The following is a 26926-nucleotide window of genomic DNA, read 5'->3' on the forward strand; positions in this document are numbered from 1 at the left end:
TAAAGATTGGCTTCAGTTGGCGACGCGCTGCCGGCGCAAACGCCAGGCCATGGCCAGCCACACCACGGTAACGCCGGCGAATTTCGACACCAGGGCAGTGCCGGCGACCGCGGGCGTCAAGGCGCCGATCAGGCCGAAAAAGATGAAGGTATCGAGGGGGATACTCAGCGCCGAACTTATCCACAGGCGGTCGTGGAGTGGGCGCTTGGTGATGCTGAACACCAGCCAGTCAATGCATTCGGACACCGCGAACGCCGTGGCGCTGGCCAGGGCGATGGACGGATCGGAGGTGATATAGGACAGCACCAGCGCCGCCAGCATGGCGATGATCGCGCCATGGCCGAAACGGGTTTGCACCATGTCCCGCAGGACAAATACCAGGCCGCCCCAGGCAGACCAGATGACATCCAGGTGCGGAGCGGTAGAAAAGGCGAAGTTGATCAGCACGACGCTGCTGATGTAGGCAATCAGGAAGAACATGGGGCGAGGGACCTGTGAACAAGGGGCACAGGGTACTTCACATTTGGAAATATGTCGTCTGGGCGGGCCCTTTCGCGAGCAAGCCCGCTCCCACATTTTGAACGCATTCCTCCAAGATAAACGCAATCAAATGTGGGAGCGGGCTTGCTCGCGAAAGCGGTCTATCAGGCGCCGGACTTCCCCGGAATCATCCACACCAGCCCACTCGCCTTCGCCCGCTCATGGCACAACCCCAGCACTACCCGGCGCTCGGTATTGTCCATGCGACTCCAGCGGGTGATTTCATCCACCGTGCGCTGGCATCCCGTGCAGATATCATCGTCATCCAGCGCACAAATGCTCACGCACGGCGAGGCGACGGGTCGTTCTACCGGGTTCATTCTTCCTGCTCAACCAGGTCACGGGCATACCGCTGGGCGTTATGCACATAGTGCGCAGCGCTGGCCTCGAGCATTTTCTTCTGCACGTCGGTCAGTTCCCGCACCACCTTGCCCGGCGAGCCCATCACCAACGAACCATCGGGAATTTCCTTGCCCTCGCCGATCAGCGAATTGGCGCCGATGATGCAGTGCTTGCCGATCTTCGCCCCGTTAAGAATCACCGCATTGATGCCAATCAGGCTGTAATCGTCGACGGTGCAGCCATGCAACATGGCGTTATGGCCGATGGTCACGCCGGTGCCAAGGGTCAGCGGGTAACCCATGTCGGTGTGCATCACGCTGCCGTCCTGCACGTTGCTGTTCTTGCCGATCAGGATCAGCTCGTTGTCGCCGCGCAACACCGCGTTGAACCAGACGTTGGCGCCCTCCTCCAGCTTGACCTTGCCCACCAGCGTGGCATTGGGGGCCACCCAGCTGTTGGGATGGGTTTCGACTCGGGCGTCGCCCAGGCGGTATTTCATAGGTGGATCCTCACGGCAGGAACGATGGCCATCTGGCTCTTAGGTATTGATGAAGCTTTTCGGCGGTCGATGCAGGCTGATGTCGGCATCGTCATAGAGCAGATTGATCAGCTCGACGATCATGATCGCCGTCAGGCCCCAGATCTTGTATTCGCCAAACCGGTAACTGGGCACGTACCAACTGCGGCCCTGGTAATCGATACGGTGGGTATGTTCGCGCGGGTCCTGGCGAAAAAACTCCAGGGGCACGCTGAAAACAGCGGCGATCTCGGCGTCATTGGCCAGGTATTCGACGTAATCGGGGATAACGCCTACATAAGGCGTGACACGGATACCGTGCAGGGAAATCAGCGGGCTCAACGGGCCGATGACTTCCACCAGGCCCGGCGGCAGACCGATCTCTTCTTCGGCTTCGCGCAGCGCGGTGAAGATCAGGTCCGGGTCTTCCGGGTCGCGGCGCCCGCCAGGGAATGCCACTTCGCCGCCATGGGTGGATAACCCGCTGGCGCGCAAGGTCAGGATCAGCTCGGGTTCGTCACTGCGGGTGATCGGCACCAGTACCGCCGCTTCCGGGAAACGACCGTCGGTCTCCAGCGTGTGGGGCGTATGATTGCTTACCCGGCGAAGTAGCTCGTCCAGCATGAGTCATCTCGGTCTGTTGGCTACCTTGCATCATGCACCAAACCTTGCGCACGCCCAACCCCAAAACCCTGGCCATGTCGCTAAACGACAACTTGCAGCCCATACCCGGTCACGCCAAGATAGGCGCACTCTCCAGGAACCCCAGCATGAACTTCTGCAGCCAGTGCGGTAAACCGGTCACCCAGCGCATTCCCGAAGGCGACGCACGCTTGCGTTATGTCTGCGATCACTGTCAGACCATTCACTACCAGAACCCCAATATCGTCGCGGGCACCGTACCGGTGTGGGGCGACCAGGTGCTGCTGTGCCGGCGCGCCATCGAGCCGCGCCTGGGTTTCTGGACCTTGCCCGCCGGCTTCATGGAGAACGGCGAGACCGTCGAGCAGGCCGCGATGCGCGAAACCCTGGAAGAAGCCTGCGCCCGGGTGCGCAACCTGAGCATCTACACCCTGATCGACGTGCCGCACATCAGCCAGGTGCACATCTTCTACCGGGCCGAACTGATCGACCTGGATTTTGCCGCCGGCCCCGAAAGCCTTGAAGTGCGCTTATTCGATGAAGCCGACATCCCTTGGTCCGAGCTGGCTTTCCGCACGGTCGGGCGTACCTTAGAATGCTTTTTTGCTGACCGTCGGCAACAGTCGTATCCGGTGCGCAGCGAATCGGTGCCGCCGCTGACCCAGTTGGCCAAATAACAATCCAGGCGGCACGTAGTCTTTTCAGGGGATACCGTTTCAATGCGTTGGTTGCTTGCTCTGATCTGCCTGTCGTTTGCCACGCTGTCGCCAGCCTCCACCCAAGTGATCCTGGGGGGCAAACCCGTCGAGAAAATCCTGGTGCTCAAGTCTGCCCATCAGTTGCAACTGATCAATGACGGCAAGCCCCTCAGGACCTACCGCATTTCCCTGGGCAAGAACCCCAAGGGCACCAAGCTGATGGAAGGCGACCGCCGCACCCCGGAAGGTTTCTACTGGATCGACTGGCGCAAGACCAGCGACCGCTTCAACCTGGCCATGCACATCTCCTACCCCAATATCAGCGATTCCGCGCGCGCCCGCCGCGAAGGGGTCAAGCCCGGCAGCATGATCATGATCCACGGCACCCCCGACGCCGAGGACTACCCCGAAGAGCTGTTCCACACCCTGGACTGGACCGACGGCTGCATCGGCATGCGCAATGTCGACATGCGCGAAGTCTGGAACCTGGTGAAAGACGGCACGATGATCGAGATTCGTCCGTAATTTTCCTGCCCCTCGTAAAATAATTCAAAAAAAATTCCCGCCCCATGGGTGGCCTGCCGGTGAATACCAGTTCACCTCGGCAAGCTGCGCGCTTCTGCCTGAAATAAAGACCTCTCTAATACCACTTGAACTGGCGCACTATTAAGGCGCCCGCAAACGCTCGCCCGCACTGTTTTCGCTGCATTGACATGGTATTTAAGTGGTATTAGCTTGCGATCACTACCGGGCGACAACACTCCAATAACCGCATCGGAAACCGACACGATGAACCCCATCCTGGCCCTGCGCCCCGACGATAAACAATCGACGCCGCTGTACCTGCAACTGGCCCGCAACCTCGAAGCCGCGATTCATGCCGGCCAGTGGAAATCCGAGCAGGCATTGCCGTCGGAACGTGCCCTCAGCGAGCAACTGAGCATTTCCCGGGTGACCGCCCGCAAGGCGCTGGAAGTGCTGTTCGAACAAGGTCTGATCCGTCGCAGCCAAGGCTCCGGAACCTTCATCACGCCACGCCTGGAACAACCGCTGTCGCGCCTCTCGGGCTTCAGCGAAATGCTCCGGCTCAAGGGCTTTGTGCCGACGTCCCAATGGCTCGAGCGCGACATCACCCCGCCGACCCATGAAGAATTGATTCGCCTGGGCCTGTCACCCAGCGACAAAGTCGCGCGGCTCAAGCGTTTGCGTAAGGCCGACGACACGGTGATGGCGATTGAAATGACCGCCATGCCCGCCTCCGTCCTCCCCCACCCGCAGGCCATCGGCAATTCGCTGTACGAATACCTGGAAAGCATCGGCAAGCCCATCGTGCGCGCCCTGCAACACATCCAGGCGATCAACGCCTCGGACGAGTTCGCAGCCCTGGTGGGCATCGCCCCTGGCACCGCCATGCTGCTGATGACCCGGGTGGGCTACACCGCCGACAACACCCCGATTGAAATCACCGACACCTACTGCCGCAACGACTACTACGACTTCGTCGCAGAACTGCGCCGCCACGACTATTCCGCTGAACTGCGAATTTAGAGAACTGCCCATGTCCGAAGACAATATCCTCACGCCACACGGCTGGGTTCGCGGCCGCCTGGTGCACCAGCACGGCAAGGTCACTGCCGTAGAAGGCAGCCCGTGCAACCCGGCTGACAACGACCTGCCGTACCTGCTGCCAGGCTTTATCGACCTGCACGTGCACGGCGGTGGCGGCAAAGACATCATGGAAGGCACCGACGCCTTCCACACCATCACCCGCACCCACGTGCGGTTTGGCACCACCTCGCTGCTGGCCACCACCATGACCGCGCCGGTGGATGAGATTTCCCGCGTGCTCGGCGAAATCGGCACCTATTGCGAAAGCCGCCCGACCGGCACCGCTCGCGTCCTGGGCGTGCACCTGGAAGGCCCCTACATCAATCCGGGAAAACTCGGCGCACAACCGAACTTCGCCCACACCGCCTTGATGGCCGAAGTCGAAGAATACCTGCGCCTGGCGCCGATCCGGGTGATCACCATTGCCCCGGAAATCGCCGGCCATGACGGCCTGATCCGCGCCCTCAGCGAACGTGGCGTGCGCATGCAGATCGGCCACACCCTGGGCAGCTATGAAGAAGGTGTCGCCGCCCTCGCCGCCGGGGCCACCAGCTTTACCCACTTGTACAACGCCATGAGCCCGCTGCATCACCGCGAGCCCGGCATCGTCGGCGCGGCCCTGGCCCACGCCAAATACGCCGAGTTGATTCCCGACCTGCTGCACGTGCACCCCGGTGCCATGCGCGTGGCGCTGCGCTCGATCCCGTGCCTGTACTGCGTCACCGATTCCACCGCCGCTGCCGGCATGCCCGACGGCGAATACAAGCTGGGCAGCCACACCGTGACCAAGTGCCTGGGCGGCGTCCGCCTGGCCGATGGAACGCTGGCCGGCAGCACCCTGACCATGGACCAGGCGCTGCGCAACCTGGTGAAGATCGGCCTGCCGATCAGCGAAGCCTCACAACGCCTGTCGCAATTTCCTGCGGACTACCTGGGCCTCGAAGAACGCGGTCGCCTGCAACCCGGCAGCTTTGCCGACTGCGTGCGCCTGGACCGCTCCCTGCACCTCACCGACGTAATGGTCGAAGGAGAAACCATTGACTTCAAAAATGCTTGAAGAGGCCCTGGCCTCCTGTGAGGCCGTCGAGGCTCAACTGCAACGCCTGGACCCGCTGCTGGTGGAAGTCGCCGGCCGCCTGCGTCGCCAGCCACCGCAAGTGGCGATGACCATCGCCCGTGGCAGCTCGGACCACGCCGCCAGTTACTTCGCCTACCTGACCATGCAACACCTGGGGATTCCGGTGGCGTCGCTGCCGATGTCGGTGGTGACCATGCTGCAATCGCCGCTCAAAGTCAGCGGGCAAGTGGCGTTCGGTTTCTCCCAGTCGGGACAGAGCCCGGACCTGGTCAACAGCCTGCGCCTGTTGCGCAAGCGCGGCGCCTTGAGCATCTCGATGGTCAACGCCGAAGACTCGCCACTGGAAGCCGCCTGCGAATTCCACGTGCCGCTGTGCGCCGGGCCGGAACGCAGTGTCGCCGCCACCAAAAGCTTTATCGCCACTCTGAGTGCCAGCGCCCAACTGATCAGCCACTGGAATCAGGAAGACGAGTTGCTGCAAGCCTGTAAGGCACTGCCCGAAGGTTTGCGTGAAGCCGCCAGGCAAGACTGGAGCCTGGCCATCGACGCCCTGCGCGACTGCCAGCAACTGATGGTGATCGGCCGTGGCGCCGGTTTTGCCATCGCCCAGGAAGCCGCGCTCAAGCTCAAGGAAACCTCGGCGATCCAGGCCGAAGCCTTCAGCAGCGCCGAAGTGCGCCATGGCCCGATGGCCCTGATCGATGACAACTACCCGCTGCTGGTCTTCGCCCCACGCGGCGCCGAACAAGCCGGCCTGCTGAGCCTGGCCGCAGATATGCGCCAGCGCGGTGCCCGCGTGCTGCTGGCCGCTCCCGATGACATCGCCGAGCGCGACCTGACTCTGAGCCGCGCCGAACACCCGGCCCTGGACCCGATCCTGGCGATCCAGAGTTTCTACGTGATGGCCGCCGGTTTGGCAGAGGCCCGGGGCATGGACCCGGACCAACCGCGTCACTTGAGCAAAGTGACCCGCACCCACTGAGTTGATTGCAGCGTTTTCCTGATGAGTACCGTGCCCATGTCCCACAATAATAAAGACCTCACCCTCAGCGCTCCCCTCAGTGGGCCGGTGCTGACCCTGGGCGACGTTCCCGACGAAGTGTTCGCCAGTGGCGCCATGGGCGACGGCATTGCCATCGACCCGCTCAACGATTGCCTGCACGCGCCGTGTGATGGCGTGATCATCCACGTCGCCCGCACCGGGCATGCGCTGACCATTCGCGCCGATAACGGCGCTGAATTGCTGATGCACGTGGGCATCGACACGGTGGAATTGAATGGCGAAGGCTTTGCGCTGCTGGTCAAGCAAGGTGCGCGCGTCAGCAAGGGCCAGGCACTGGTGCAGTTTGATCTGGACCTGATTGCGCGGCAGTGCAAAAGCCTGGTCAGCTTGATCATCCTGACCAACAGCGAGCTGTTTGAGCTACGGCCGATCACCTTGAAAACAGTGAAGGTCGGCGAGCCGCTGCTGCATGTGGTTGCACGGTTGGCCGGTGCAGCGAAAGTGATTGATGAGTCGGTCACCGAAGCCAGCGCGACTATTCGCATCACCCATCGTGGCGGCCTGCATGCGCGCCCCGCTGCCTTGATCCGCAAGACTGCACAGGCATTCAGCAGCCAGTCGCAGCTGCATTTCGCTGGCAAGTCGGCTTCGTGCGACAGCTTGATCGGCTTGATGGGCCTGGGGATTGGTGAGCAGGACGAGGTGCAGGTCACCTGTCGTGGCAAGGATTGTGAAGCGGCGCTGCAAGCACTGATCGCTGCGCTGTCGGTGGAAGTTGGCGAAGCGCATCACGCTCCAGTGGCCGTCGCCCCACGCCGCGCGAATACCGAAGCCGGAGTACTGCAAGGCGTGTGTGCCGCGCCGGGGTTGGTCTGCGGCCCGTTGTTCCGCCTGAACGGAATCGAGCTGCCGGTGGACCCGGGCAACAACGCCCCGGATGAGCAGCTGCAGCACCTGGACAGTGCCCTGGAACAGGTGCGTAGCGAAATCCGCCACACCCTGGACCAGGCCCGTCAGCGCAAGGATGTGGAAGAAGAAGAGATCTTCGCCGCCCACCTGGCCCTGCTGGAAGACCCTACGTTGCTGGAGACCGCCACCGCCGCCATCGAACAGGGCAGCGCCGCCACTCACGCCTGGCGCGATGCGATCCAGGCCCAATGCGCGGTGCTGCTGGCACTGGGTAAACCGTTGTTCGCCGAACGCGCCAACGACCTGCGCGACTTGCAGCAACGCGTGCTGCGGGCGTTGCTGGGCGAGGCCTGGAATTTTGATTTGCCGGCCGGCGCTATCGTCTCGGCCCATGAGCTGACCCCATCGGATCTGCTGCAACTGAGCAATCAACACGCCGCCGGTATCTGCATGGCCGAAGGCGGCGCGACGTCTCATGTGGCGATTCTGGCGCGGGGTAAAGGCTTGCCGTGCGTGGTTGCACTGGGCACTGAATTGCTTGATGTGCCCCAAGGCCAGCGCGTGGTGCTGGATGCCGCCAACGGCCGCCTGGAGCTGACGCCGGATGATGCACGCCACGCCCAGGTTCACCAGTTGCGCGATGCACAGAAACTGCGGCGCCAACAGCAGCACGCGCAGGCTCAAGGCACCGCCAGCACTCAGGATGGCGTGCGTATTGAAGTGGCCGCGAATGTCGCCTCCAGCGCCGAAGCCCAACTGGCCTTCGAGAATGGCGCCGATGGCGTCGGCCTGCTGCGCACAGAATTTCTCTTCGTCGACCGCCGCACTGCGCCCGATGAACAGGAGCAGCGCCAGGCCTACCAAGCCGTGCTGGATGCCATGGGCGACAAATCAGTGATCATCCGCACCATCGACGTCGGCGGCGACAAGCAACTCGACTACCTGCCGCTGCCGTTCGAGACCAACCCGGTGCTGGGCCTGCGGGGCATTCGCATGGCGCAAGTGCGTCCGGAGGTGCTGGACCAGCAACTGCGTGCCCTTCTCCAGGTCAGCCCGCTGGAACGTTGCCGCATCCTGCTGCCAATGGTCAGCGAAGTCGACGAACTGCTGCACATTCGCCAGCGCCTCGATGAACTGTGCGCCGAGCTGGAACTGACCCAACGCCCGGAACTGGGGGTGATGATCGAAGTGCCCGCGGCGGCGCTGATGGCCGAACAACTGGCCGAGCACGCGGACTTTCTGTCCATCGGCACCAATGACCTATCGCAGTACACCCTCGCCATGGACCGCGACCACGCCGGCCTCGCCGCCCGGGTCGATGCCATGCACCCGGCGCTGCTGCGGCTGATCGCCCAGACGTGCATCGGCGCAGCCAAGCATGGGCGCTGGGTCGGTGTGTGCGGGGCGCTGGCGTCCGACCCGCTGGCCACGCCGGTGCTGATCGGTCTGGGCATCAGCGAGCTGTCCGTCAGCCCGCCGCAAATCGGAGAAATCAAGGACCGTGTCCGTCACCTGGACGCAGCCCAATGCCGGCAACTGAGCCAAAACCTGCTTAACCTGAGCAGCGCCAAGGCCGTTCGCCAAGCCTGTCAACACCACTGGCCGCTGAGCTGAAAACAACAAGAATAGGGAGACACGCCGTGTACCAATATTTTATCGAAGGGCTGCAACGCCTGGGCCGTGCACTGATGCTGCCGATCGCGATTTTGCCGATCGCCGGCCTCCTGCTGCGACTGGGCGACACTGACCTGCTGAACATCGCGGTGATGCACGACGCCGGGCAGGCGATCTTCGCCAACCTGGCGCTGATCTTTGCCATCGGCATTGCCGTGGGTTTTGCCCGCGACAACAACGGCACGGCGGGCCTGGCAGGCGCCATCGGTTACCTGGTGATGGTCTCCACCCTCAAGGTGATGGACGCCAGCATCAACATGGGCATGCTGGCGGGCATCGCCAGCGGCTTGATGGCCGGTGCCCTGTATAACCGCTTCAAGGACATCAAGCTGCCGGAGTACCTCGCATTCTTTGGTGGGCGACGGTTTGTGCCGATCGTCACCGGGTTCTCCGCAGTGGCGCTGGGGGTGATCTTTGGTTTGATCTGGCCACCCGTGCAGCAAGGCATCAACAGCTTCGGCGTGCTGCTGATGGAAAGCGGCAGCTTTGGCGCGTTCGTGTTTGGCGTGTTCAACCGCCTGCTGATCGTCACCGGCTTGCACCATATCCTCAACAACATGGCGTGGTTTGTGTTCGGCACCTTCACCGACCCGACGACCGGCGCGGTAGTGACCGGCGACCTGACTCGCTATTTTGCCGGCGACCCGAAAGGTGGGCAGTTCATGACCGGCATGTTCCCGGTAATGCTGTTCGGCCTGCCGGCGGCGTGCCTGGCGATGTACCGCAATGCACTGCCGGAGCGGCGCAAGATCATGGGCGGGATTTTCCTGTCGATGGCGCTGACCTCGTTCCTGACCGGGGTCACCGAGCCGATCGAATTCGCATTCATGTTCCTCGCGCCGTTCCTGTACCTGGTGCATGCGCTGCTGACCGGGTTGTCGATGGCGATCACCAACATGCTCAACATTCACCTGGGCTTTACCTTCTCCGGTGGGTTTATCGACATGGTGCTGGGTTGGGGTAAATCCACCAACGGCTGGTTGGTATTCCCGGTTGGGCTGGCGTATGCGGTGATCTACTACAGCGTGTTCAACTACTGCATCCGTCGCTTCAATTTGAAGACGCCCGGGCGTGAGGATATTCAGGTCGCGCAGGCCGAGGCCATGACCGATAACCAACGGGCCGGGGCTTACATTCGGGCGCTGGGTGGTGCAGAGAATCTGCTGAGTGTGGGTGCTTGCACGACGCGTCTGCGGCTGGACATGGTGGACCGCAACAAGGCGGTGGATGCCGAGTTGAAGGCGCTGGGTGCGATGGCCGTGGTTCGACCGGGTAATGGCGGGAGTTTGCAGGTGGTGGTCGGGCCGATGGCGGACAGCATTGCCGATGAGATTCGGTTGGCGATGCCTTCGTATGTTGGAGTCACTCCGGTCGCTGCTGCACCGGTTGAGAAGAGCACGCCGGTGAACGTGCATGAGGCCGAGAAATGGCTGAGTGCGCTGGGCGGTCGGGCCAATGTATTGCAACTGGATGCGGTGGCGATGACGCGGCTGCGAGTGGAGCTGGGGGATGGTTCGGTGTTGTCGGAATCCCAACTGACTGCGCTGGGTTGCCAGGGGGTTAGCCAGCTTGAAAGTGGGGTTTGGCACTTGCTGATTGGTGACAAGGCTTCGGGGTTGGGTGAGGCGTTGGAGCGGTTGGTCAGTGGCCGTGAGGTTGGGGTAAAAGCCTGAATCCTTGCTGAGCATCAGGGCCTCTTCGCGAGCAAGCCCGCTCCCACATTTTGATCGGTGCCCGTCATGGCAACGCGGTCAAATGTGGGAGCGGGCTTGCTCGCGAATGGCCGTGACAGGCAACAAAAAACCCGCTGACCAAACTGGCCCAGCGGGTTTCTTGTTTTGCAGCCAGCGAATCAAAAATCCGCCAACTGCCACACCTCATACGCCGGTGTCTCGTACGGATGGCTAAGCTTCAACGCAGCCACCACAGCCACGATCAACTCATCCGCCACCACCAACTCAACCTTCCACTCTTCAACCACTTCAACCTGCCCCACCTGCCCGATAAACGGCTGGCTGCCGTCCATCGCGCGGAATTGGCCCTGGCCCAGTACCTGCCAGGCGCAGCTGTCGTAGTTGCCGATGCGCCCGCCGCCGGCTGCGAAGACGGCGGTTTTCACCGTATCCACGTGGCTGTCGGGCACAAAGAAGCTGAGCTTGTACACCGCCTTAGTTCACCCAGACGCGAGCGTTACGGAACATGCGCATCCACGCGCCGTCTTCGTTCCACTCTTCCGGGCGCCACGAGTTCTGCACGGCGCGGAACACACGCTCCGGGTGCGGCATCATGATGGTGACGCGACCGTCGCGGCTGGTGAGACCCGTAATCCCGCGCGGCGAGCCGTTCGGGTTGGCCGGGTAGCCTTCGGTGACCTTGCCGTGGTTGTCGACGAAACGCAGGGCCACAGTACCGGACAGGTCGGCTTCCAGCAGTGCTTCTTCGCTGGCGAATTCCGCATGGCCTTCACCGTGGGCGATGGCGATTGGCATGCGCGAACCGGCCATGCCCTGCAGGAAGATCGAGTTGGATTCCTGTACCTGGACCATCGCAACCCGCGCTTCGAACTGCTCGGATCGGTTACGCACAAAGTGCGGCCAGAACTCGCTGCCCGGGATCAGTTCGCTGAGGTTGGACATCATCTGGCAACCGTTGCACACACCCAGGGTGAAGCTGTCATTACGCTCGAAGAAGCCCTGGAACGCGTCACGGGCACGGCTGTTGAACAGGGCCGACTTGGCCCAGCCTTCACCGGCACCCAGTACGTCGCCGTAGGAGAAACCACCGCAGGCAACCAGACCTTTGAACTCATTGAGGTCGACGCGACCGGCGAGGATGTCGCTCATGTGCACGTCGATCGCATTGAAGCCGGCACGGTCGAACGCTGCCGCCATTTCCACCTGGCCGTTGACGCCCTGCTCACGCAGGACGGCCACTTGTGGACGGATGCCTTTCTTGATGTAAGGCGCGGCGATGTCCTGGTTGACGTCGAAGCTGAGCTTGGTGCTCAGGCCCGGGTTGTCTTCTTCCAGGATCACGTCGAATTCCTGCTCGGCGCAATCGGCGTTGTCGCGCAGGCGCTGGATCTGGTAGCTGGTCTCGGCCCACTGGCGTTGCAGCAGGCGGCGCTGGCCTTCAAACACGGTTTCGCCGTTGAAGACGATGTTGATTTCACCGTTGTTGATCGGCTGGCCAATCACGGCCACGCAGTCGCCCAGGCCAGCGGCGCTGAACTGTGCGAGTACGTCCGGGGTTGCGTCCTGGCGAACCTGGATAACGGCGCCCAGCTCTTCGTTGAACAGGATTGCTGCGATGTCAGCGGAAGTTTCTGCCAGGCCATCGAGGTTCAGGCTCAGGCCGCAGTGACCGGCGAAGGCCATTTCCACGGCGCTGGTCAGCAAACCACCGTCGGAACGGTCGTGGTAAGCCAGCAGGTGGCCGTCGGCGTTCAGGCCCTGGATCACGGCGAAGAAAGCTTTCAGGTCTTCGGCGTCGTCGACGTCCGGGGCCTGCTTGCCGAGCTTGCCGTGCACCTGGGCAAGGATCGAGGCACCCATGCGGTTCTGACCGCGACCGAGGTCGATCAGGATCAGGTCGGTGGTGCCCTTGTCCATGCGCAGTTGCGGGGTCAGGGTCTGGCGAATGTCGGTGACTGGCGCAAAGCCGGTAACGATCAGCGACAGCGGCGAGGTGACGCTCTTGTCCACGCCTTCATCGTTCCAGCGGGTGGCCATGGACATGGAGTCCTTGCCCACCGGAATGGTGATGCCCAGCTCAGGGCACAGCTCCATGCCGACCGCTTTCACGGTGTCGTACAGGCGCGCATCTTCACCTGGGTGACCGGCAGCGGACATCCAGTTGGCCGACAGCTTGATGTCGGAGATCTTGGCGATACGCGAAGCCGCGATGTTGGTCAGGGTTTCGCCGATGGCCATGCGGCCCGACGCCGGGGCGTCCAGCAGCGCCAGCGGAGTCCGCTCGCCCATGGCCATGGCTTCACCGGTGTACACGTCGAAGCTGGTGGCGGTGACGGCAACGTCAGCCACCGGGACCTGCCACGGGCCGACCATTTGATCACGGGCAACCAGACCGGTGATGGTGCGGTCGCCGATGGTGATCAGGAAGCTTTTGCTGGCAACGGCCGGGTGGTGCAGGACGCGCTCCACGCAGTCGGCGATGGCCAGGGTCGACGGGTCGAAATCGTCGCCCAGTTCGTTTTCACGCACGGCCGAACGGTGCATGCGCGGGGCTTTGCCCAGCAGCACTTCCAGCGGCATGTCCACCGGGCTGTTGCCGAAGTGGCTGTCGGTGACCGTCAGTTGCGGCTCGGCAGTGGCTTCGCCGACCACGGCAAACGGGCAGCGCTCGCGTTCACAGATCGCCTGGAAGCGTTCGAAGTCGGCAGGGCCGACGGCCAGGACGTAACGTTCCTGGGATTCGTTGCTCCAGATTTCGTGCGGGGCCATGCCCGGCTCGTCGTTTGGAATGTTGCGCAGTTCGAAACGGCCGCCACGGTCGCCATCGTTGACCAGTTCCGGGAAGGCGTTGGACAAGCCACCTGCGCCGACGTCGTGGATGAAGCTGATGGGGTTCTTGTCACCCAGTTGCCAGCAACGGTCGATGACTTCCTGGCAACGGCGTTCCATCTCAGGGTTTTCACGCTGTACGGAAGCGAAGTCCAGGTCGGCCGAGCTGGTGCCGGTGGCCATGGAGGAAGCGGCGCCGCCACCCAGGCCGATCAGCATCGCCGGGCCACCGAGGACGATCAGCTTGGAGCCGACCAGAATCTCGCCTTTCTGTACGTGTTCGGCGCGGATGTTGCCCATGCCGCCGGCCAACATGATTGGCTTGTGGTAACCGCGCACTTCATCGCCACGCGGGGTGGTGATGGATTGCTCGAAAGTACGGAAGTAACCGGTCAGGGCCGGACGCCCGAATTCGTTGTTGAACGCGGCGCCGCCCAGCGGGCCTTCGATCATGATGTCCAGCGCGGTGACGATGCGCTCAGGCTTGCCGTACGGCACTTCCCACGGCTGTTCGAAGCCCGGGATCTGCAGGTTGGACACGGTGAAGCCGGTGAGGCCAGCCTTTGGCTTGGCGCCACGACCGGTTGCACCTTCGTCGCGAATCTCGCCGCCGGAACCGGTGGCTGCGCCCGGGAACGGGGCAATCGCGGTCGGGTGGTTGTGGGTCTCGACTTTCATCAGGATATGCACCGGCTCCTGCACCGCGCCGTACTGGCGGGTTTCAGGGTCCGGGAAGAAACGGCCGGCGACAGAGCCGACGATGACCGAGGCATTGTCCTTATAAGCCGACAGAACGCCTTCGCTGTGCATCACGTAGGTGTTCTTGATCATGCCGAACAGGCTTTTTTCCTGGCTCTGGCCGTCGATGTCCCAACTGGCGTTGAAGATCTTGTGGCGGCAGTGCTCGGAGTTCGCCTGGGCGAACATCATCAGTTCGATGTCGTGGGGGTTGCGCTTCAGACCGATGAAGGCGTTGACCAGGTAGTCAATTTCGTCTTCGGCCAGGGCCAGGCCCAGCTCGGTGTTGGCGGTTTCCAAGGCGGCACGGCCACCACCGAGCACGTCAATCGCGGTCAGCGGCTTGGGCTCGGCGTGGCTGAACAGACCGGCGGCCTGTTCCAGCTGGCTGACGATGATCTGGGTCATGCGGTCGTGCAGGCTGCTGGCGATCAGCTCGGCCTCGGCCTCGCTGAACTGGCCTGCTACATAGAAGGCAATCCCGCGTTCCAGGCGCTGGATTTTGTCCAGGCCGCAGTTGCGGGCGATGTCGCTGGCCTTGCTCGACCAGGGCGAGATGGTGCCGAACCGTGGCAGGACCAGGAACAAGCGGCCGTTAGGCTCTTGAACAGGAACGCTGGGACCGTACTTCAGAAGGCGCGCCAGCACTTGCTGTTCGTCGGCGGTCAAAACGCCAGTAACGTCGGCGAAGTGAGCAAATTCAGCATACAAGCCACTGACAGAAGGTACCTTCTGGCTCAGTTGCTCAAGGAGTTTGCTGTGGCGAAAGGCAGAAAGGGCAGGAGCGCCGCGCAGGATCAACATCTTCGGGACAGCCTCGGGAAGGGGGTGTGCTTTGAGGCCGTGCATTCTAGCGTAAACCGTCGCCAACGGCACCCGAAACGGCACCAGTGGCCGCAGCCGGACGTCAGTTGGCATAAATCGCACGATATCATATGGCCATACAGGCTATTCCGGGCAGTTATTTTAACCGTCACAATCGGCTGCCAAGCCCCGTTTCTGCGGGCTGCAGCCAAGGTTTACGGGCGCTAGCAGACAAGTGCCCCGCTGTCGAGATATGGCGCCGAGGGTCCTTTGCGTATACTGCGCAGATGTTCTCCCCTACTGCTTTACGCCCGCGATGCGCCAAATGGCTCTTCGTTACCGGACTCTTCCTGCTGCTCAGTGCGTGTGTGGATAAACCCAACACGCTCGAGCGAATCAAGGAGGATGGCGTATTGCGGGTGGTCACCCGAAACAGTCCGGCCACTTATTTCCAGGACCGTAACGGCGAAACCGGTTTCGAATACGAACTGGTGAAACGTTTTGCCGACGAGTTGGGGGTAAAGCTCGAGATCGAGGCGGCCGACAACCTGGATGACCTGTTCTCGCAGATCGGCAAACCCAACGGCCCGGTACTGGCCGCCGCCGGCCTGGTCAGCAGTGAGCAGCGTCGCCAGCAAGTGCGTTTCTCCCACCCTTATCTGGAAGTCACCCCGCAGATCATCTACCGCAACGGCCAGTCCCGGCCGACCACCGCGGCAGACCTGGTGGGCAAGAAGATCATGGTGCTCAAGGGCAGCACCCACGCCGAGCAACTGGCGCAGCTGAAAAAACAGTTTCCCGGGATTGAATACGAAGAGTCCGACGCCGTTGAGGTGGTCGACCTGCTGCGCATGGTGGATGAGGGCCAGATCGACCTGACGCTGGTGGACTCCAACGAAGTGGCGATGAACCAGGTGTACTTCCCCAACGTGCGGGTGGCCTTTGACCTCGGTGACGCCAGCCATCAAGCCTGGGCGGTTGCCGCCGGTGAAGACAACAGCCTGCTCAACGAGGTCAACAACTACCTCGACAAGGTGGAAAAGAACGGCACGCTGCAACGCCTGAAAGATCGCTATTACGGGCACGTCGATGTACTCGGCTACATGGGCGCCTACACCTTCGCCCAGCATCTGCAGCAGCGCCTGCCCAAATACGAGAAACACTTCCGGGCCTATGCCAAGGAAGAAAAGGTCGACTGGCGCCTGCTGGCGGCCATCGGCTATCAGGAATCACTCTGGCAGCCGGCGGTGACCTCCAAGACCGGCGTGCGCGGCCTGATGATGCTGACCCAGAACACGGCGCAGGCCATGGGCGTGTCCAACCGCCTGGACGCCAAGCAGAGCATCATGGGCGGCGCCAAGTACCTGGCCAAGATCAAGGATGAGCTGGACGACAAGATTGCCGAGCCGGACCGCACCTGGTTTGCCCTGGCGGCGTACAACGTCGGCACCGGGCATTTGGACGACGCGCGCAAGCTGGCCGAAAAAGAAGGCCTGAACCCGAACAAGTGGCTGGACGTGAAGAAGATGCTGCCGCGCCTGTCGCAGAAGCAGTGGTACAGCAAGACGCGTTATGGCTATGCCCGTGGCGGTGAGCCCGTGCATTTTGTGGCGAACATCCGGCGTTACTACGACATCCTGACGTGGGTGACGCAGCCGCAGCTGGAAGGCAACCAGGTGGTCGAAGGCAACCTGCATGTGCCGGGTGTGGACAAGACCAAGCCGACGGAAGAAACCCCGCAGCTGTAATCCCCCGATTCTCCAAACACCACAAAACCAATGTGGGAGCGGGCTTGCTCGCGAAGGCGGTGGTTCAGCCAGCACATGGATTGACTGACACACCGCCTTCGCGAGCAAGCCCGCTCCCACATTTGATCTTCGTCGTCTTATAGAGCGGTGTTCAGGCCGGTAAGCAGGTGCACCACCCCACCCGCCAACACCATCACGCCCGGCACGCCTGCCGCCTTGAGCGCCTGCGCATCCAACCGCCCCGCATCCTGCAACTGCACCCGCACCCGGGTCAGTGCTACTCGCTGCTGCGACTTGAGATTCTCCGCGCCGCCCAGCGCATTCAGCACTGCCGGGGCCAACAGTGTTTCGCTCACTGGAGCTGCCTGCGGCGTTTCAAGCACCAGATCCGGCGTCAGGGCCTTCCAGAACGCCCGCTGAAATTTCTCGAACATGTCAGTTCTCCACAACCAATGAGGTTTCAACGGTAGCCGCGTGATACAGGCGTAACGCCTCGCGAACCTGCGACGCTTCTTCCAGGCCCAGCACCTGGCGGGCGATGGATTGGCAGTCCGCCAGGTCCAGCTCGCGCACGGTAGCCTTGATGGTCGGGATCAGCGGCACGCTGACTGACAACTCATCCACCCCCAGCCCGATCAGCACCGGCACTGCCAGCGCTTCAGACGCCAACGCCCCACACACGCCGACCCACTTGCCATGGGCATGGGCCGCCTTGACGGTGGCGGCGATCAGGCGCAGCACCGCCGGGTGAAAGCTGTCGGCCTGGCTGGCGAGGCGCGGGTGATCGCGGTCCATGGCCAGGGTGTATTGGGTCAGGTCGTTGGTGCCGATGGAGAAGAAATCCACCTCCGGCGCAAACAGATCGGCCATCAATGCCGCCGATGGCACTTCGATCATGATTCCCAGCTTCGGCAGTTCCGTCAGCCCCAGGGCCAGCGCCTCCTCTTCAAGAATCTGCCGCGCCAGGCGCAGCTCCGAGAGCAGGCTGACCATCGGCAACATGATGTGCAAACGGGCGAAACCGGCACTGGCGAGAATTGCACGGAATTGTTCACGCAACAGTTCCGGGCGCTCCAGGCACAGGCGAATCCCGCGCAGGCCAAGGAACGGGTTGGTCTCGCTGTCCATCGGCACATAGGCCAACGGCTTGTCGCCACCAACGTCGAGGGTGCGCACCACCAGATTGCGCTGCGGGCCCAATGCACGGGCGATGGCGCTGTAGGTGCCCGCCTGCTCCTCGGGGCTCGGCGCGCGGTTGCGGTCCAGGTAGAGGAACTCGGAACGCAGCAAACCAACGCCTTCGCCCCCCAGGGACAATGCCTGCTCCACCTCCTGCAACGATGCGACGTTGGCCGTCACTTCGACGTGATGACCGTCGCGGGTCGTGGCGGGCAACGACGCCTGCTCCACTTCCCGCTGGCGGCGCAGCACTTGTTGTTGGCGGCTGGCTTGCAAGTGTTCGATCTCGGCCAGGTCCGGGTCCAGGTGCAACTCGCCCTTGTCGGCATCCAGCAGCACTTGCTTGCCGTTGGCCAGTTCCAGCACCTGCGCCGGCACCCCGCAGATGGCCGGCAAGCCAAGGGCGCGGGCGAGAATGGCGACGTGGCTGGTAGCGCCGCCGCCCACCGTCACAAAACCCAGCACCTTGCGCGTGTCGAGGCTGGCGGTTTGCGAGGGAGTCAGTTGTTCGGCAATCAGGATTGCCTGCTCCGGCAAATCCCAGGCGCTGTCCTGAACCCCGAGGATCAATTTCAGCACCCGCTGGCCAACGTCTGCCAGGTCGGCAGCGCGCTCGGCAAGCAAGGCGTTGCCCAGGCCCTGGAAGAGCGTGGCGGTGGCCTCGGTGGCGCTGTTCCAGGCGAAGGCCGCGCTCTTGCCCTGGTCCAGCAGGTCGCGGGTTTGTTCCAGCAGGGCCGGATCGTCCAGCAACTCCTGATGGGCGCGGAAGATCTCGGACTGGGCAGTGCCGACGGCCTTTTCCTGCAGGGCTTGCAGCGCCTGATTGGCGTTGTTCAGGGCATGGGTCAGGGCCGCACGTTCCAGCGCTTCACCTTTGCCGGTCTCTACGAACGTCAGTGCCGGCTCCTTGACCTGCACCACTTGACCAAACGCCGAACCGGGCGAGGCGCACACGCCGCGCAGCAAGGTCGCCGATGAATCAGGCGCCACGGGTGCAGCGTCAGGTTGATGAGCCGCGACGGTTTCGCCGCAGCCTTCGGCCAGCAAGGTCACCAGCGCCTGGATCGCCGCTTCGGCATCCTCGCCGGCCGCGCTGACTTGCAAGGTGTCACCCTGCACCGTTTGCAACGCCATGATCCGTACCAGCGACTTGGCGTTGGCGCTCTCGGTTTGCTTGTGCAGGTAAATACTCGCCTTGAAGCCTTTGGCCGCCTGCGCCAGCACCGCCGCCGGGCGCGCATGCAGGCCGTTGGCGTTGGGCAAGGTCAGTGGCCTGGAGAACAGGGCGTCACCCTCCTCGTCTTTCACCTCGTCGGCAACGGCTTGCGGCGTGACTCGCAGCAGTGGCTGCCCCACGTCTACCAGGCCCTGCTCGGGCGTCAGCAGCTTGAAGGGCTCGCCACTGACCACCAGCATCAGGGTCAGCAAACTACGGGCATTGAGCGCCACGTAGTCGGCATCGAATTCAATCAGCGGTTGCCCGGCTTCCACCCGCTGGCCTTCCTCGACCAATCGGGTGAAACCCTTGCCCGCCAGGTTCACGGTGTCCAGGCCGATGTGCATCAGCACCTGGACGCCGTTGTCATCGGTGATGCTCACCGCATGACCACTGTCCTGGATATTGCTGATCACCCCGGCCAGTGGCGCGCAGAGGGTCTGCGAGGTCGGATCGATGCACAGGCCATCGCCGATCAGGCGAGTGGAGAACACCGGATCAGGCACCTGGTCCAGGGCGAGCAGCACCCCGGACAATGGCGCCAGCAATTCCAGGGATTGGGTTGTGGTCATGACTTCACCTGCTGTTTGGTTCTGTAAAAATCATTGGGCATCGACGGCTTATTTCCACCAGTACTCAACCTGCACACCAAAGTTGGAGCCATGCAACGCCGAGCCATAACTGCCGGTGTCGGACAACGCCGAACCTGCCGCCAGTTCATTGGCCGCACGCTTGGCCGCTTCGTTCCAGGTCGCGTAGGTGTAATACAAGCGCACTTCCGGTCGTGCCCAGAAATCCGGGCCTTTGGGCGACCAGGTCGGGGCGAACGTAAATTTGCTCAGCTTGCGCGTGCCACCGGTAGCCTCGACCTGATCATGACCGAGTTCGGTGACCAGCTTGAACTGTTCGGAAATCGCATAGGCCGGGCGCACGCCCAGCGACATCCAGGTCTGATCCTGGTTGCCCGGGCGAATATCCTTCTGGTACACGGCCTCGATCTGCCCGCCAAACCGTGGTGTCACTTGCCAGTCGAAGAACTCCACTGCGCGGTAGCTCTTGCTGCTTTTATCGAGGAAGGTATCGCCGGTGTAGCCGAGGCCGGTGCCGGGGCCTTCGCCGTACTGCAGGGCAAATTTGTTGCGCCCGCCGAGGAAGGGTTTCTGCACATGCTGGGCGGTAATGGCCCAGCCGCTGTTGGTGTCACGGCCACCGGCTTTTTCGATATAGCTCAAGCCCAGTTCCAGCTCGCCGCCGGGATTGGTCTTGAAGCCGGCCACGTTAAAGTCGTGACGGGTGGCGTATTCCTTCTGGTACAGGTTGTCCTTGCGGGAAAGCGCGTAGCTGTATTTCAGGTCGCCGATTTTCACGTCCTCGATACCACCGCCCGTGGCGCTCTGGTTCCAGTAGTAGAAGTCGGAGATATGGATGTCGTTTCGTTTGTAGTAGCGCCGGCCGGCCCACAGCGAACCGCCGTTGAGGCTGGGGATGTTCGACCACTGCGCGTACATCTGCGGCATGCGTGCCGAGCCGTTGTCTTCGCCCTGGAACTTCAGCGCCCGGTCGTACTTGTTGTACAGCGAAGCCATGGCGTCGACGCTGAACACCGAGCCGTCGTCGAGGGTCAGCAGGTCCTGGCGCAATTCGAGTTCGGCGTACTGCTCGCACTCGTTGCCCAGGCGGTATTTGGATTGTGCACCCGGCAACTGGAAGCACTGCTGCTTGCCACTGCCGGTTGAAGTCCCCGCACCGCTACGCAAGTAGCCGGCAAATTCCAACGCCTGGGCTGCCATCGGCAAGGTCAGGCAGGATGCAACGAGGCCCAGCTTTATTGTTGTTTTCATGAAGCACTCCGATATTTTTATTATGTTTTTTTAAGCGCCCCGGCTCTCCCACGCCGGGGGTAAAGCGGGTCTCAGTCCTTGAGGTGCAGCACAAACGATTCATACGGGCGCAGCGAGACCTGGCTCGAGCCCGGTGGGCAGTCGTCGTAGTTGCTGATCAGCAGGCGTTGCTCACTCGCCGCCGTCAGCAGGCCATCGGGCAGTTCGATCTGGCAGGGCGTACCGTAGAAGTTGTTCAGCACCAGCAGGCGTTCGCCGTGGCCTTCGCGCAGGTACGCCCAGACCTGGGTGTGCTGCGGCAGCAGTTGGCGATAAACGCCTTCCTGAATCAGCGGCTCATGCCGACGCAGCTTGATCAGCGCACGGTAGTGATGCAGTACCGATTGCGGGTCATCCAGCTCGCTTTGCACGTTGATCTGCGCCGCGTTGGCCGGGATGCCGATCCACGGTTCGCCGCGGCTGAAGCCGGCGTTTTGCTCGGCGTTCCATTGCATCGGTGTGCGGCTGTTATCGCGGGACTTCTGCATGATCGCCGCCATGCTCGATGCCTCGGACTCACCGGCCTCGCGTTTGAGCCGATAGATGTTCAGCGTCTCGACATCCCGGTATTGGTCGATGGTGTCGAAGCCCGGATTGGTCATCCCCAGCTCTTCGCCCTGGTACACGAAAGGCGTGCCCTGGAGGAAGTGCAGCGCAGTGGCGAGCATCTTCGCCGAGACCACGCGGTGCTCGCCGTCGTCACCAAAACGCGAGACCACCCGCGGCTGGTCGTGGTTACACCAGAACAGCGCATTCCAGCCGCCACCGGCCTGCATGCCGAGTTGCCAGTCGGACAGAATCTGCTTGAGTTGCAGGAAGTCGAAGTCGGCCGCGACCCACTTCTGCAGGTTCGGATAGTCGACTTTCAGGTGGTGAAAGTTGAAGGTCATCGACAGCTCTTTCGACTGTGGATTCGAATAACGAATGCAGTGCTCAAGGCTGGTGGACGACATCTCGCCGACGTTGATCAGGTCATGCCCCTCGAACACTTCGCGGTGCATTTCCTTCAGGTATTCATGCACGTTCGGGCCGTCGGTGTAGAAGCGCCGACCGTCGCTGTTGTCTTCCGGAAAATCCGCCGGCTTGGAGATCAGGTTGATCACGTCCAGGCGGAAACCGCCCACGCCCTTGTCGCGCCAGAAGCGCATCAGCTTGAACACTTCGGCGCGCACCTTGGGGTTGTCCCAGTTCAGGTCGGCCTGGGTGTGGTCGAACAGGTGCAGGAAGTACTGGCCGGTCTGAGCCTCGTATTCCCAGGCCGAGCCGCCGAACTTGGATTCCCAGTTGTTCGGCTGGTCGCGCCAGATGTAGAAGTCGCGGTACGGGTTGTCGAGACTGCTGCGGGCCTGCTGGAACCACTCGTGTTCGATGGAAGTGTGGTTGACCACGATGTCGAGCATCAGCGTGATGCCGCGCTTGGCGGCTTCGCTGATCAGCAAGTCGCAATCGGCCATGGTCCCGTAGCTCGGGTCGATGGCGTAGTAGTCACTGATGTCGTAGCCGTTGTCGCGTTGCGGCGAGCGCAGGAACGGGGTGATCCACAGGCAGTCGACGCCCAGCCACTTCAGGTAATCGAGCTTGTCCACGATGCCCAGCAGGTCACCGGTGGCGTTACCCGCGTGGCTGTGGAAGCTTTTGGGGTAGATCTGGTAGATCACCGAGTGTTGCCAGTTTTGCATGACGGGTTCCTTCAATTTGAAATGCGATCAACTGTGGGAGCTGGCTTGCCTGCGATAGCGGTAGATCAGGCGACCCGGTATCCGGGCCGGACAATTTTCATGCTCAACACACAGGTCAAAACAAACGGCACGACAATCGCGACGACCATGCCGATGACAAAACTTGGGATGTACTGCGGGATGATCGAGATGAACCCGGGCAAGCCACCGACGCCGATGGCCGAGGCCTGCACCTTGTTCAGCGAGAGGAAAATACTGCCCAGCGCCGAGCCGGTCAGCGCCGCGTAGAACGGAAACTTGAAGCGCAGGTTGACCCCGAACATCGCCGGCTCGGTGATGCCGAAGTAGGCGGAAATCGCCGAGGTGGACGCCATGCTCTTGTCCCGTGCATTGCGGCTCATGTAGAACACGCCGAGCGCCGCGCTGCCCTGGGCCAGGTTGGACATGACGATCATCGGCCAGATAAAGGTGCCGCCCTGGGTGGAGATCAGTTGCAGGTCCACGGCGAGGAACATGTGGTGCATGCCGGTGATCACCAGCGGTGCATACAGCAGACCGAAGATTGCGCCACCGACCATCGGCGCCAGGTCAAACAGAGTGACCACGCCTTCGGTGATCAGGATGCCGAGGTGGCGGGTCACCGGGCCGATGATCGCCAGCGCCAGTACGCCGGTGACGACGATGGTAGTGATCGGCACCACCAGCAACTGAATGGCATTCGGCACCCGTGCCCGCAGCCATTTCTCAATCACGCTCATCACGTAGGCGGCCAGCAGGATCGGCAGGATCTGGCCCTGGTAGCCGACCTTCTCGATCTTGAACCAGCCGAAAATATCGAAATACGGCAGGCTCTGGCCGTCGAGGCCGGCGACCGCCTTGCCGTAGTTCCAGGCGTTGAGCAGATCGGGGTGCACCAGCATCAGGCCGAGGACAATGCCGAGGATTTCACTGCCACCAAAGCGCTTGGCCGCCGACCAGCCCACCAGTGCCGGCAGGAACACGAACGAGGTGTTGGCCATCAGGTTGATCAGGCTCCACAGGCCATCCAGGTTCGGATAGGCGTCGAGCAAGGTCTTGTCCGCGATGAACATGCCCTTGGCGCCCATCAGGTTGTTCACCCCCATGAGCAAACCGGCAATGATCAGCGCCGGCAAAATCGGCATGAACACATCGGAGAACACCCGCACCAGGCGCTGCATCGGGTTTATTTTGTCGGCGCTTTTCTGTTTCACGTCCGCGATGGTCGACGCGGCGAGGCCCGTTTGCTCGCGCAGGGCGGCGTAGACCTTTTCCACTTCGCCGGGGCCGATCACGATCTGGAACAGGCCGCCGGTGAAGAACGAACCCTTGACCAGGTCGACCTGGTTCAGCTCGCCGCTGTTGGCCAGGCTCGGGTCCTTGAGGGCCAGGCGCAAGCGGGTGACGCAATGGGCAGCTTGCTCAAGGTTGTCGCTGCCGCCGAGGTTCTTGAGAATCTCGCGGGCAATATTCGGATAGTCGTGGCTCATGCTTGGTATCCACTCTGGTTTTTTTTATTGGGCGGTCATAGGCAGCACGCCGAAGCCAAAAGTACTCGTCTGTACGAGTTAAAGCAATAACTCGTATGTACGAGTTTGAAAATGATTAATTTTCTGTTTTTTGAGTCAGAAATTTCCGAGTTCTACAATGGGTTGCATGGACAAACCCCATCGCTGCCACTAAGGTTCCTGCCTTGAACGCCAACGCGGCACAGAGCCCTTCCCCATGAGTAAATACAACCAGATCTATACCGATCTGCTTGCCAGCATCACCACCGAACGCCTGCAACGCGGCACGCGCCTGCCCTCCGAAACCGAACTGATGGACGCCTACCAGGCCAGCCGTGGCACGGTACGCCGGGCGATCGAGCAATTGCAGGAGCGCGGCTTCGCGCAAAAGATCCACGGCAAGGGCACCTTCGTGTTGTCACCCAACCCCATCGAGTTCCAGCTCGGCGGTATCGTCAGCTTTCGCGAGACCCATGCCGCCCTCGGCGACGACGTCAGTACCGAAGTGGTGGAGTTCAGCCAATTCCCGCTGGAAGGCCCGTTGATGCAACACATTGAGGCCGAAGCTGGCAGCCTGATTACCCGGGTCAAACGGGTGCGGCGGATCGACGGCAAACGGGTGATCCTCGACATCAACCACTTCGTCGCCGACCTGATACCGGGGCTGGATCGGGAGATTGCCGAGCAGTCGATCTATGCGTTTATCGAACAGACCTTGCAGCTGCAGATCAGCTATGCCCAGCGCACCATCGAAGCGCTGCCACGGGGGAAGGACGACCAGACACACCTGGACCTCGAAGGCCAGAGCCATGTGATCGTGGTGAGCAACCAGACGTTTTTGCAGGATGGACGGCAGTTCGAGTACACCGAGTCGCGGCATACGCTGGATAAGTTTTACTTTTCGGATATTGCGCGGCGGTAGACAAACGCCAGAAACACAAAACCCCGGCACCAGGCCGGGGTTTTGTTATTCAGCGCTCACCTGCTACGGCAGGATCATTCCCACTCAATGGTCGCCGGCGGCTTGCTCGACACGTCATAAGTCACGCGCGAAATACCTTCGATCTCATTGATGATACGACCGCTGACAGTCTCCAGCAGTTCGTACGGCAGGTGTGCCCAACGGGCGGTCATGAAGTCGATGGTTTCCACCGCACGCAGGGCCACAACCCAGGCGTAACGACGACCATCGCCTACGACACCAACCGACTTGACTGGCTGGAACACTACGAACGCCTGGCTGACCTTGTGATACCAGTCGGCCTTGCGCAGTTCTTCGATGAAGATGTGGTCGGCGCGACGCAGCAGGTCGGCGTATTCCTTCTTCACTTCACCGAGGATCCGCACGCCCAGGCCCGGGCCCGGGAATGGGTGGCGGTAGACCATGTCGTACGGCAGGCCCAATTCCAGGCCCAGACGACGGACTTCGTCCTTGAACAGTTCGCGCAGTGGTTCTACCAGCTTGAGGTTCATTTCCTCAGGCAGGCCGCCCACGTTGTGGTGGGACTTGATCACGTGGGCCTTGCCGCTCTTGGCGCCGGCCGATTCGATCACGTCCGGGTAGATGGTGCCCTGGGCGAGGTACTTGATGTTGTCCAGTTTGTTGGACTGGGCATCGAATACGTCGATGAAGGTGCGACCGATGATCTTGCGCTTCTTCTCCGGGTCGGACTCGCCGGCCAGGTTGTTCAGGAACTGATCTTCAGCGTTGGCGCGGATCACCTTGACGCCCATGTTCTCGGCGAACATGGCCATCACTTGCTCGCCTTCGTGCAGGCGCAGCAGGCCGTTGTCGACGAAGACGCAGGTCAGTTGGTCGCCGATGGCCTTGTGCAGCAGCGCCGCAACCACGGAGGAGTCAACGCCGCCGGACAGGCCCAGCAGGACATTGTCGGTGCCGACCTGGGCACGTACGTTGGCGATGGCGTCTTCAGCGATCTTCGACGGGGTCCACAGGGCTTCGCACTGGCAGATGTCGAGGATGAAGCGCGACAGGATGCGACCGCCTTGCTTGGTGTGGGTCACTTCCGGGTGGAACTGCACGCCGTAGTAGCCGCGCTCGTCGTTGAACATGCCGGCAATCGGGCAGCTCGGGGTGCTGGCCAGGATGTGGAAGTCTTCCGGCATCCGGGTGACCTTGTCACCGTGGCTCATCCATACGTCGAGGCCAAACAGGCCGTCGGCGTCGATGTGGTCTTCGATACCGTCCAGCAGGCGGCTCTTGCCGACCACGTCGACACGGGCGTAACCGAATTCACGCAGCTCGGAACCTTCAACCTTGCCGCCCAGTTGCTCGGCCATGGTCTGCATGCCGTAGCAGATACCGAAGACCGGCACGCCCAGGTCAAACACCGCCTGCGGGCAACGCGGGCTGTTGGCTTCGTGCACGGACTCGGGGCCGCCGGCGAGAATGACGCCTTTTGGAGCGAATTCGCGAATCGCTTCGTCGTCCATGTCGAACGGATGCAGTTCGCAGTACACGCCGATTTCACGCACGCGGCGGGCGATCAGCTGAGTGTACTGGGAACCGAAGTCGAGGATCAGGATGCGGTGGGCGTGAATGTCGAGGGCCATGAGATCAGTCTCGTCTAATGAATCAGAAACAACTCGGGGCTGAATAAG

21 protein-coding genes are annotated in these 26926 nt (G+C 61.9%); 9 read left to right on the plus strand and 12 right to left on the minus strand.

What is annotated here, in order from left to right:
• Positions 1-12 precede the first annotated feature (12 nt).
• From A462_RS05895 to A462_RS05880, 4 genes are all read right to left on the minus strand, one after another.
• Complete coding sequence (locus tag A462_RS05895) at positions 13-480, minus strand: hypothetical protein (protein ID WP_003209599.1); 468 nt, start codon at positions 478-480, stop codon at positions 13-15.
• Positions 481-644: 164 nt separating this feature from the next.
• Complete coding sequence (locus tag A462_RS05890; protein WP_008438244.1) at positions 645-860, minus strand: DUF1289 domain-containing protein; 216 nt, start codon at positions 858-860, stop codon at positions 645-647.
• Complete coding sequence (locus A462_RS05885; RefSeq protein WP_008438249.1) at positions 857-1381, minus strand: gamma carbonic anhydrase family protein; 525 nt, start codon at positions 1379-1381, stop codon at positions 857-859. The genes A462_RS05890 and A462_RS05885 overlap by 4 nt, the downstream gene beginning before the upstream one ends.
• Before the next feature lie 39 nt (positions 1382-1420).
• The gene (locus A462_RS05880; RefSeq protein ID WP_003209605.1) at positions 1421-2023 is read right to left on the minus strand and encodes a CoA pyrophosphatase; all 603 of its coding nucleotides are present in this window, start codon (positions 2021-2023) and stop codon (positions 1421-1423) included.
• Between the two features lie 146 nt (positions 2024-2169).
• Between A462_RS05880 and A462_RS05875 the strand changes: the two genes are divergently transcribed.
• The 7 genes from A462_RS05875 to nagE all read left to right on the plus strand — a co-directional run bounded on the left by A462_RS05875 (position 2170) and on the right by nagE (position 10684).
• Positions 2170-2718, plus strand: coding sequence for an NUDIX hydrolase (locus A462_RS05875; RefSeq protein WP_003209606.1), 549 nt, complete (start codon positions 2170-2172; stop codon positions 2716-2718).
• Between the two features lie 42 nt (positions 2719-2760).
• Complete coding sequence (locus tag A462_RS05870; protein ID WP_003209608.1) at positions 2761-3264, plus strand: L,D-transpeptidase family protein; 504 nt, start codon at positions 2761-2763, stop codon at positions 3262-3264.
• 264 nt (positions 3265-3528) lie between these two features.
• On the plus strand, positions 3529-4287 hold the full coding sequence (locus A462_RS05865) for a GntR family transcriptional regulator (protein WP_003209609.1): 759 nt from the start codon (positions 3529-3531) through the stop codon (positions 4285-4287).
• Positions 4288-4297: 10 nt separating this feature from the next.
• Positions 4298-5404: an N-acetylglucosamine-6-phosphate deacetylase gene (gene nagA / locus A462_RS05860; protein ID WP_008438250.1), complete on the plus strand. Its 1107-nt coding sequence runs from the start codon at positions 4298-4300 to the stop codon at positions 5402-5404.
• Complete coding sequence (locus A462_RS05855) at positions 5385-6407, plus strand: SIS domain-containing protein (protein WP_085984656.1); 1023 nt, start codon at positions 5385-5387, stop codon at positions 6405-6407. The genes nagA and A462_RS05855 overlap by 20 nt, the downstream gene beginning before the upstream one ends.
• Positions 6408-6443: 36 nt before the next feature.
• On the plus strand, positions 6444-8951 hold the full coding sequence (gene ptsP / locus A462_RS05850; protein ID WP_008438255.1) for a phosphoenolpyruvate--protein phosphotransferase: 2508 nt from the start codon (positions 6444-6446) through the stop codon (positions 8949-8951).
• Between the two features lie 74 nt (positions 8952-9025).
• A complete protein-coding gene (gene nagE / locus A462_RS05845) occupies positions 9026-10684 on the plus strand; it encodes an N-acetylglucosamine-specific PTS transporter subunit IIBC (protein WP_218170368.1) in 1659 nt (552 codons plus the stop codon).
• A 179-nt stretch (positions 10685-10863) separates the two neighbouring features.
• Here nagE and A462_RS05840 read toward each other — a convergent pair whose 3' ends face one another.
• Both A462_RS05840 and purL read right to left on the minus strand, forming a co-directional pair.
• Positions 10864-11175, minus strand: a complete 312-nt coding sequence (locus tag A462_RS05840; protein WP_008438259.1) for an NIF3 1 — start codon at positions 11173-11175, stop codon at positions 10864-10866.
• A 4-nt stretch (positions 11176-11179) separates the two neighbouring features.
• A complete protein-coding gene (purL, locus tag A462_RS05835) occupies positions 11180-15076 on the minus strand; it encodes a phosphoribosylformylglycinamidine synthase (RefSeq protein WP_008438262.1) in 3897 nt (1298 codons plus the stop codon).
• 287 nt (positions 15077-15363) lie between these two features.
• Between purL and mltF the strand changes: the two genes are divergently transcribed.
• A complete protein-coding gene (gene mltF / locus A462_RS05830; RefSeq protein ID WP_008438264.1) occupies positions 15364-16824 on the plus strand; it encodes a membrane-bound lytic murein transglycosylase MltF in 1461 nt (486 codons plus the stop codon).
• A gap of 137 nt (positions 16825-16961) precedes the next feature.
• Here the strand turns inward: mltF and A462_RS05825 are convergent, their stop codons facing one another.
• The 5 genes from A462_RS05825 to treP form a co-directional block, all read right to left on the minus strand.
• The gene (locus A462_RS05825) at positions 16962-17258 is read right to left on the minus strand and encodes a PTS transporter subunit EIIB (protein ID WP_003209625.1); all 297 of its coding nucleotides are present in this window, start codon (positions 17256-17258) and stop codon (positions 16962-16964) included.
• A gap of 1 nt (position 17259) precedes the next feature.
• Positions 17260-19791: a phosphoenolpyruvate--protein phosphotransferase gene (gene ptsP / locus A462_RS05820; protein ID WP_008438265.1), complete on the minus strand. Its 2532-nt coding sequence runs from the start codon at positions 19789-19791 to the stop codon at positions 17260-17262.
• Between the two features lie 48 nt (positions 19792-19839).
• Positions 19840-21060, minus strand: coding sequence for a maltoporin (locus A462_RS05815; RefSeq protein WP_032899755.1), 1221 nt, complete (start codon positions 21058-21060; stop codon positions 19840-19842).
• Between the two features lie 71 nt (positions 21061-21131).
• Positions 21132-22778, minus strand: a complete 1647-nt coding sequence (gene treC / locus A462_RS05810; protein ID WP_008438267.1) for an alpha,alpha-phosphotrehalase — start codon at positions 22776-22778, stop codon at positions 21132-21134.
• A gap of 65 nt (positions 22779-22843) precedes the next feature.
• The gene (treP, locus tag A462_RS05805; RefSeq protein ID WP_008438268.1) at positions 22844-24286 is read right to left on the minus strand and encodes a PTS system trehalose-specific EIIBC component; all 1443 of its coding nucleotides are present in this window, start codon (positions 24284-24286) and stop codon (positions 22844-22846) included.
• A gap of 235 nt (positions 24287-24521) precedes the next feature.
• Between treP and treR the strand changes: the two genes are divergently transcribed.
• A complete protein-coding gene (gene treR / locus A462_RS05800) occupies positions 24522-25226 on the plus strand; it encodes a trehalose operon repressor (RefSeq protein WP_003209636.1) in 705 nt (234 codons plus the stop codon).
• A 74-nt stretch (positions 25227-25300) separates the two neighbouring features.
• Here the strand turns inward: treR and guaA are convergent, their stop codons facing one another.
• The gene (guaA, locus tag A462_RS05795; protein ID WP_003209644.1) at positions 25301-26878 is read right to left on the minus strand and encodes a glutamine-hydrolyzing GMP synthase; all 1578 of its coding nucleotides are present in this window, start codon (positions 26876-26878) and stop codon (positions 25301-25303) included.
• Positions 26879-26926: the final 48 nt, after the last annotated feature.

It is taken from the genome of Pseudomonas sp. Ag1 (assembly GCF_000278565.1).
In the GTDB taxonomy this organism is placed as follows: Bacteria; Pseudomonadota; Gammaproteobacteria; order Pseudomonadales; family Pseudomonadaceae; genus Aquipseudomonas.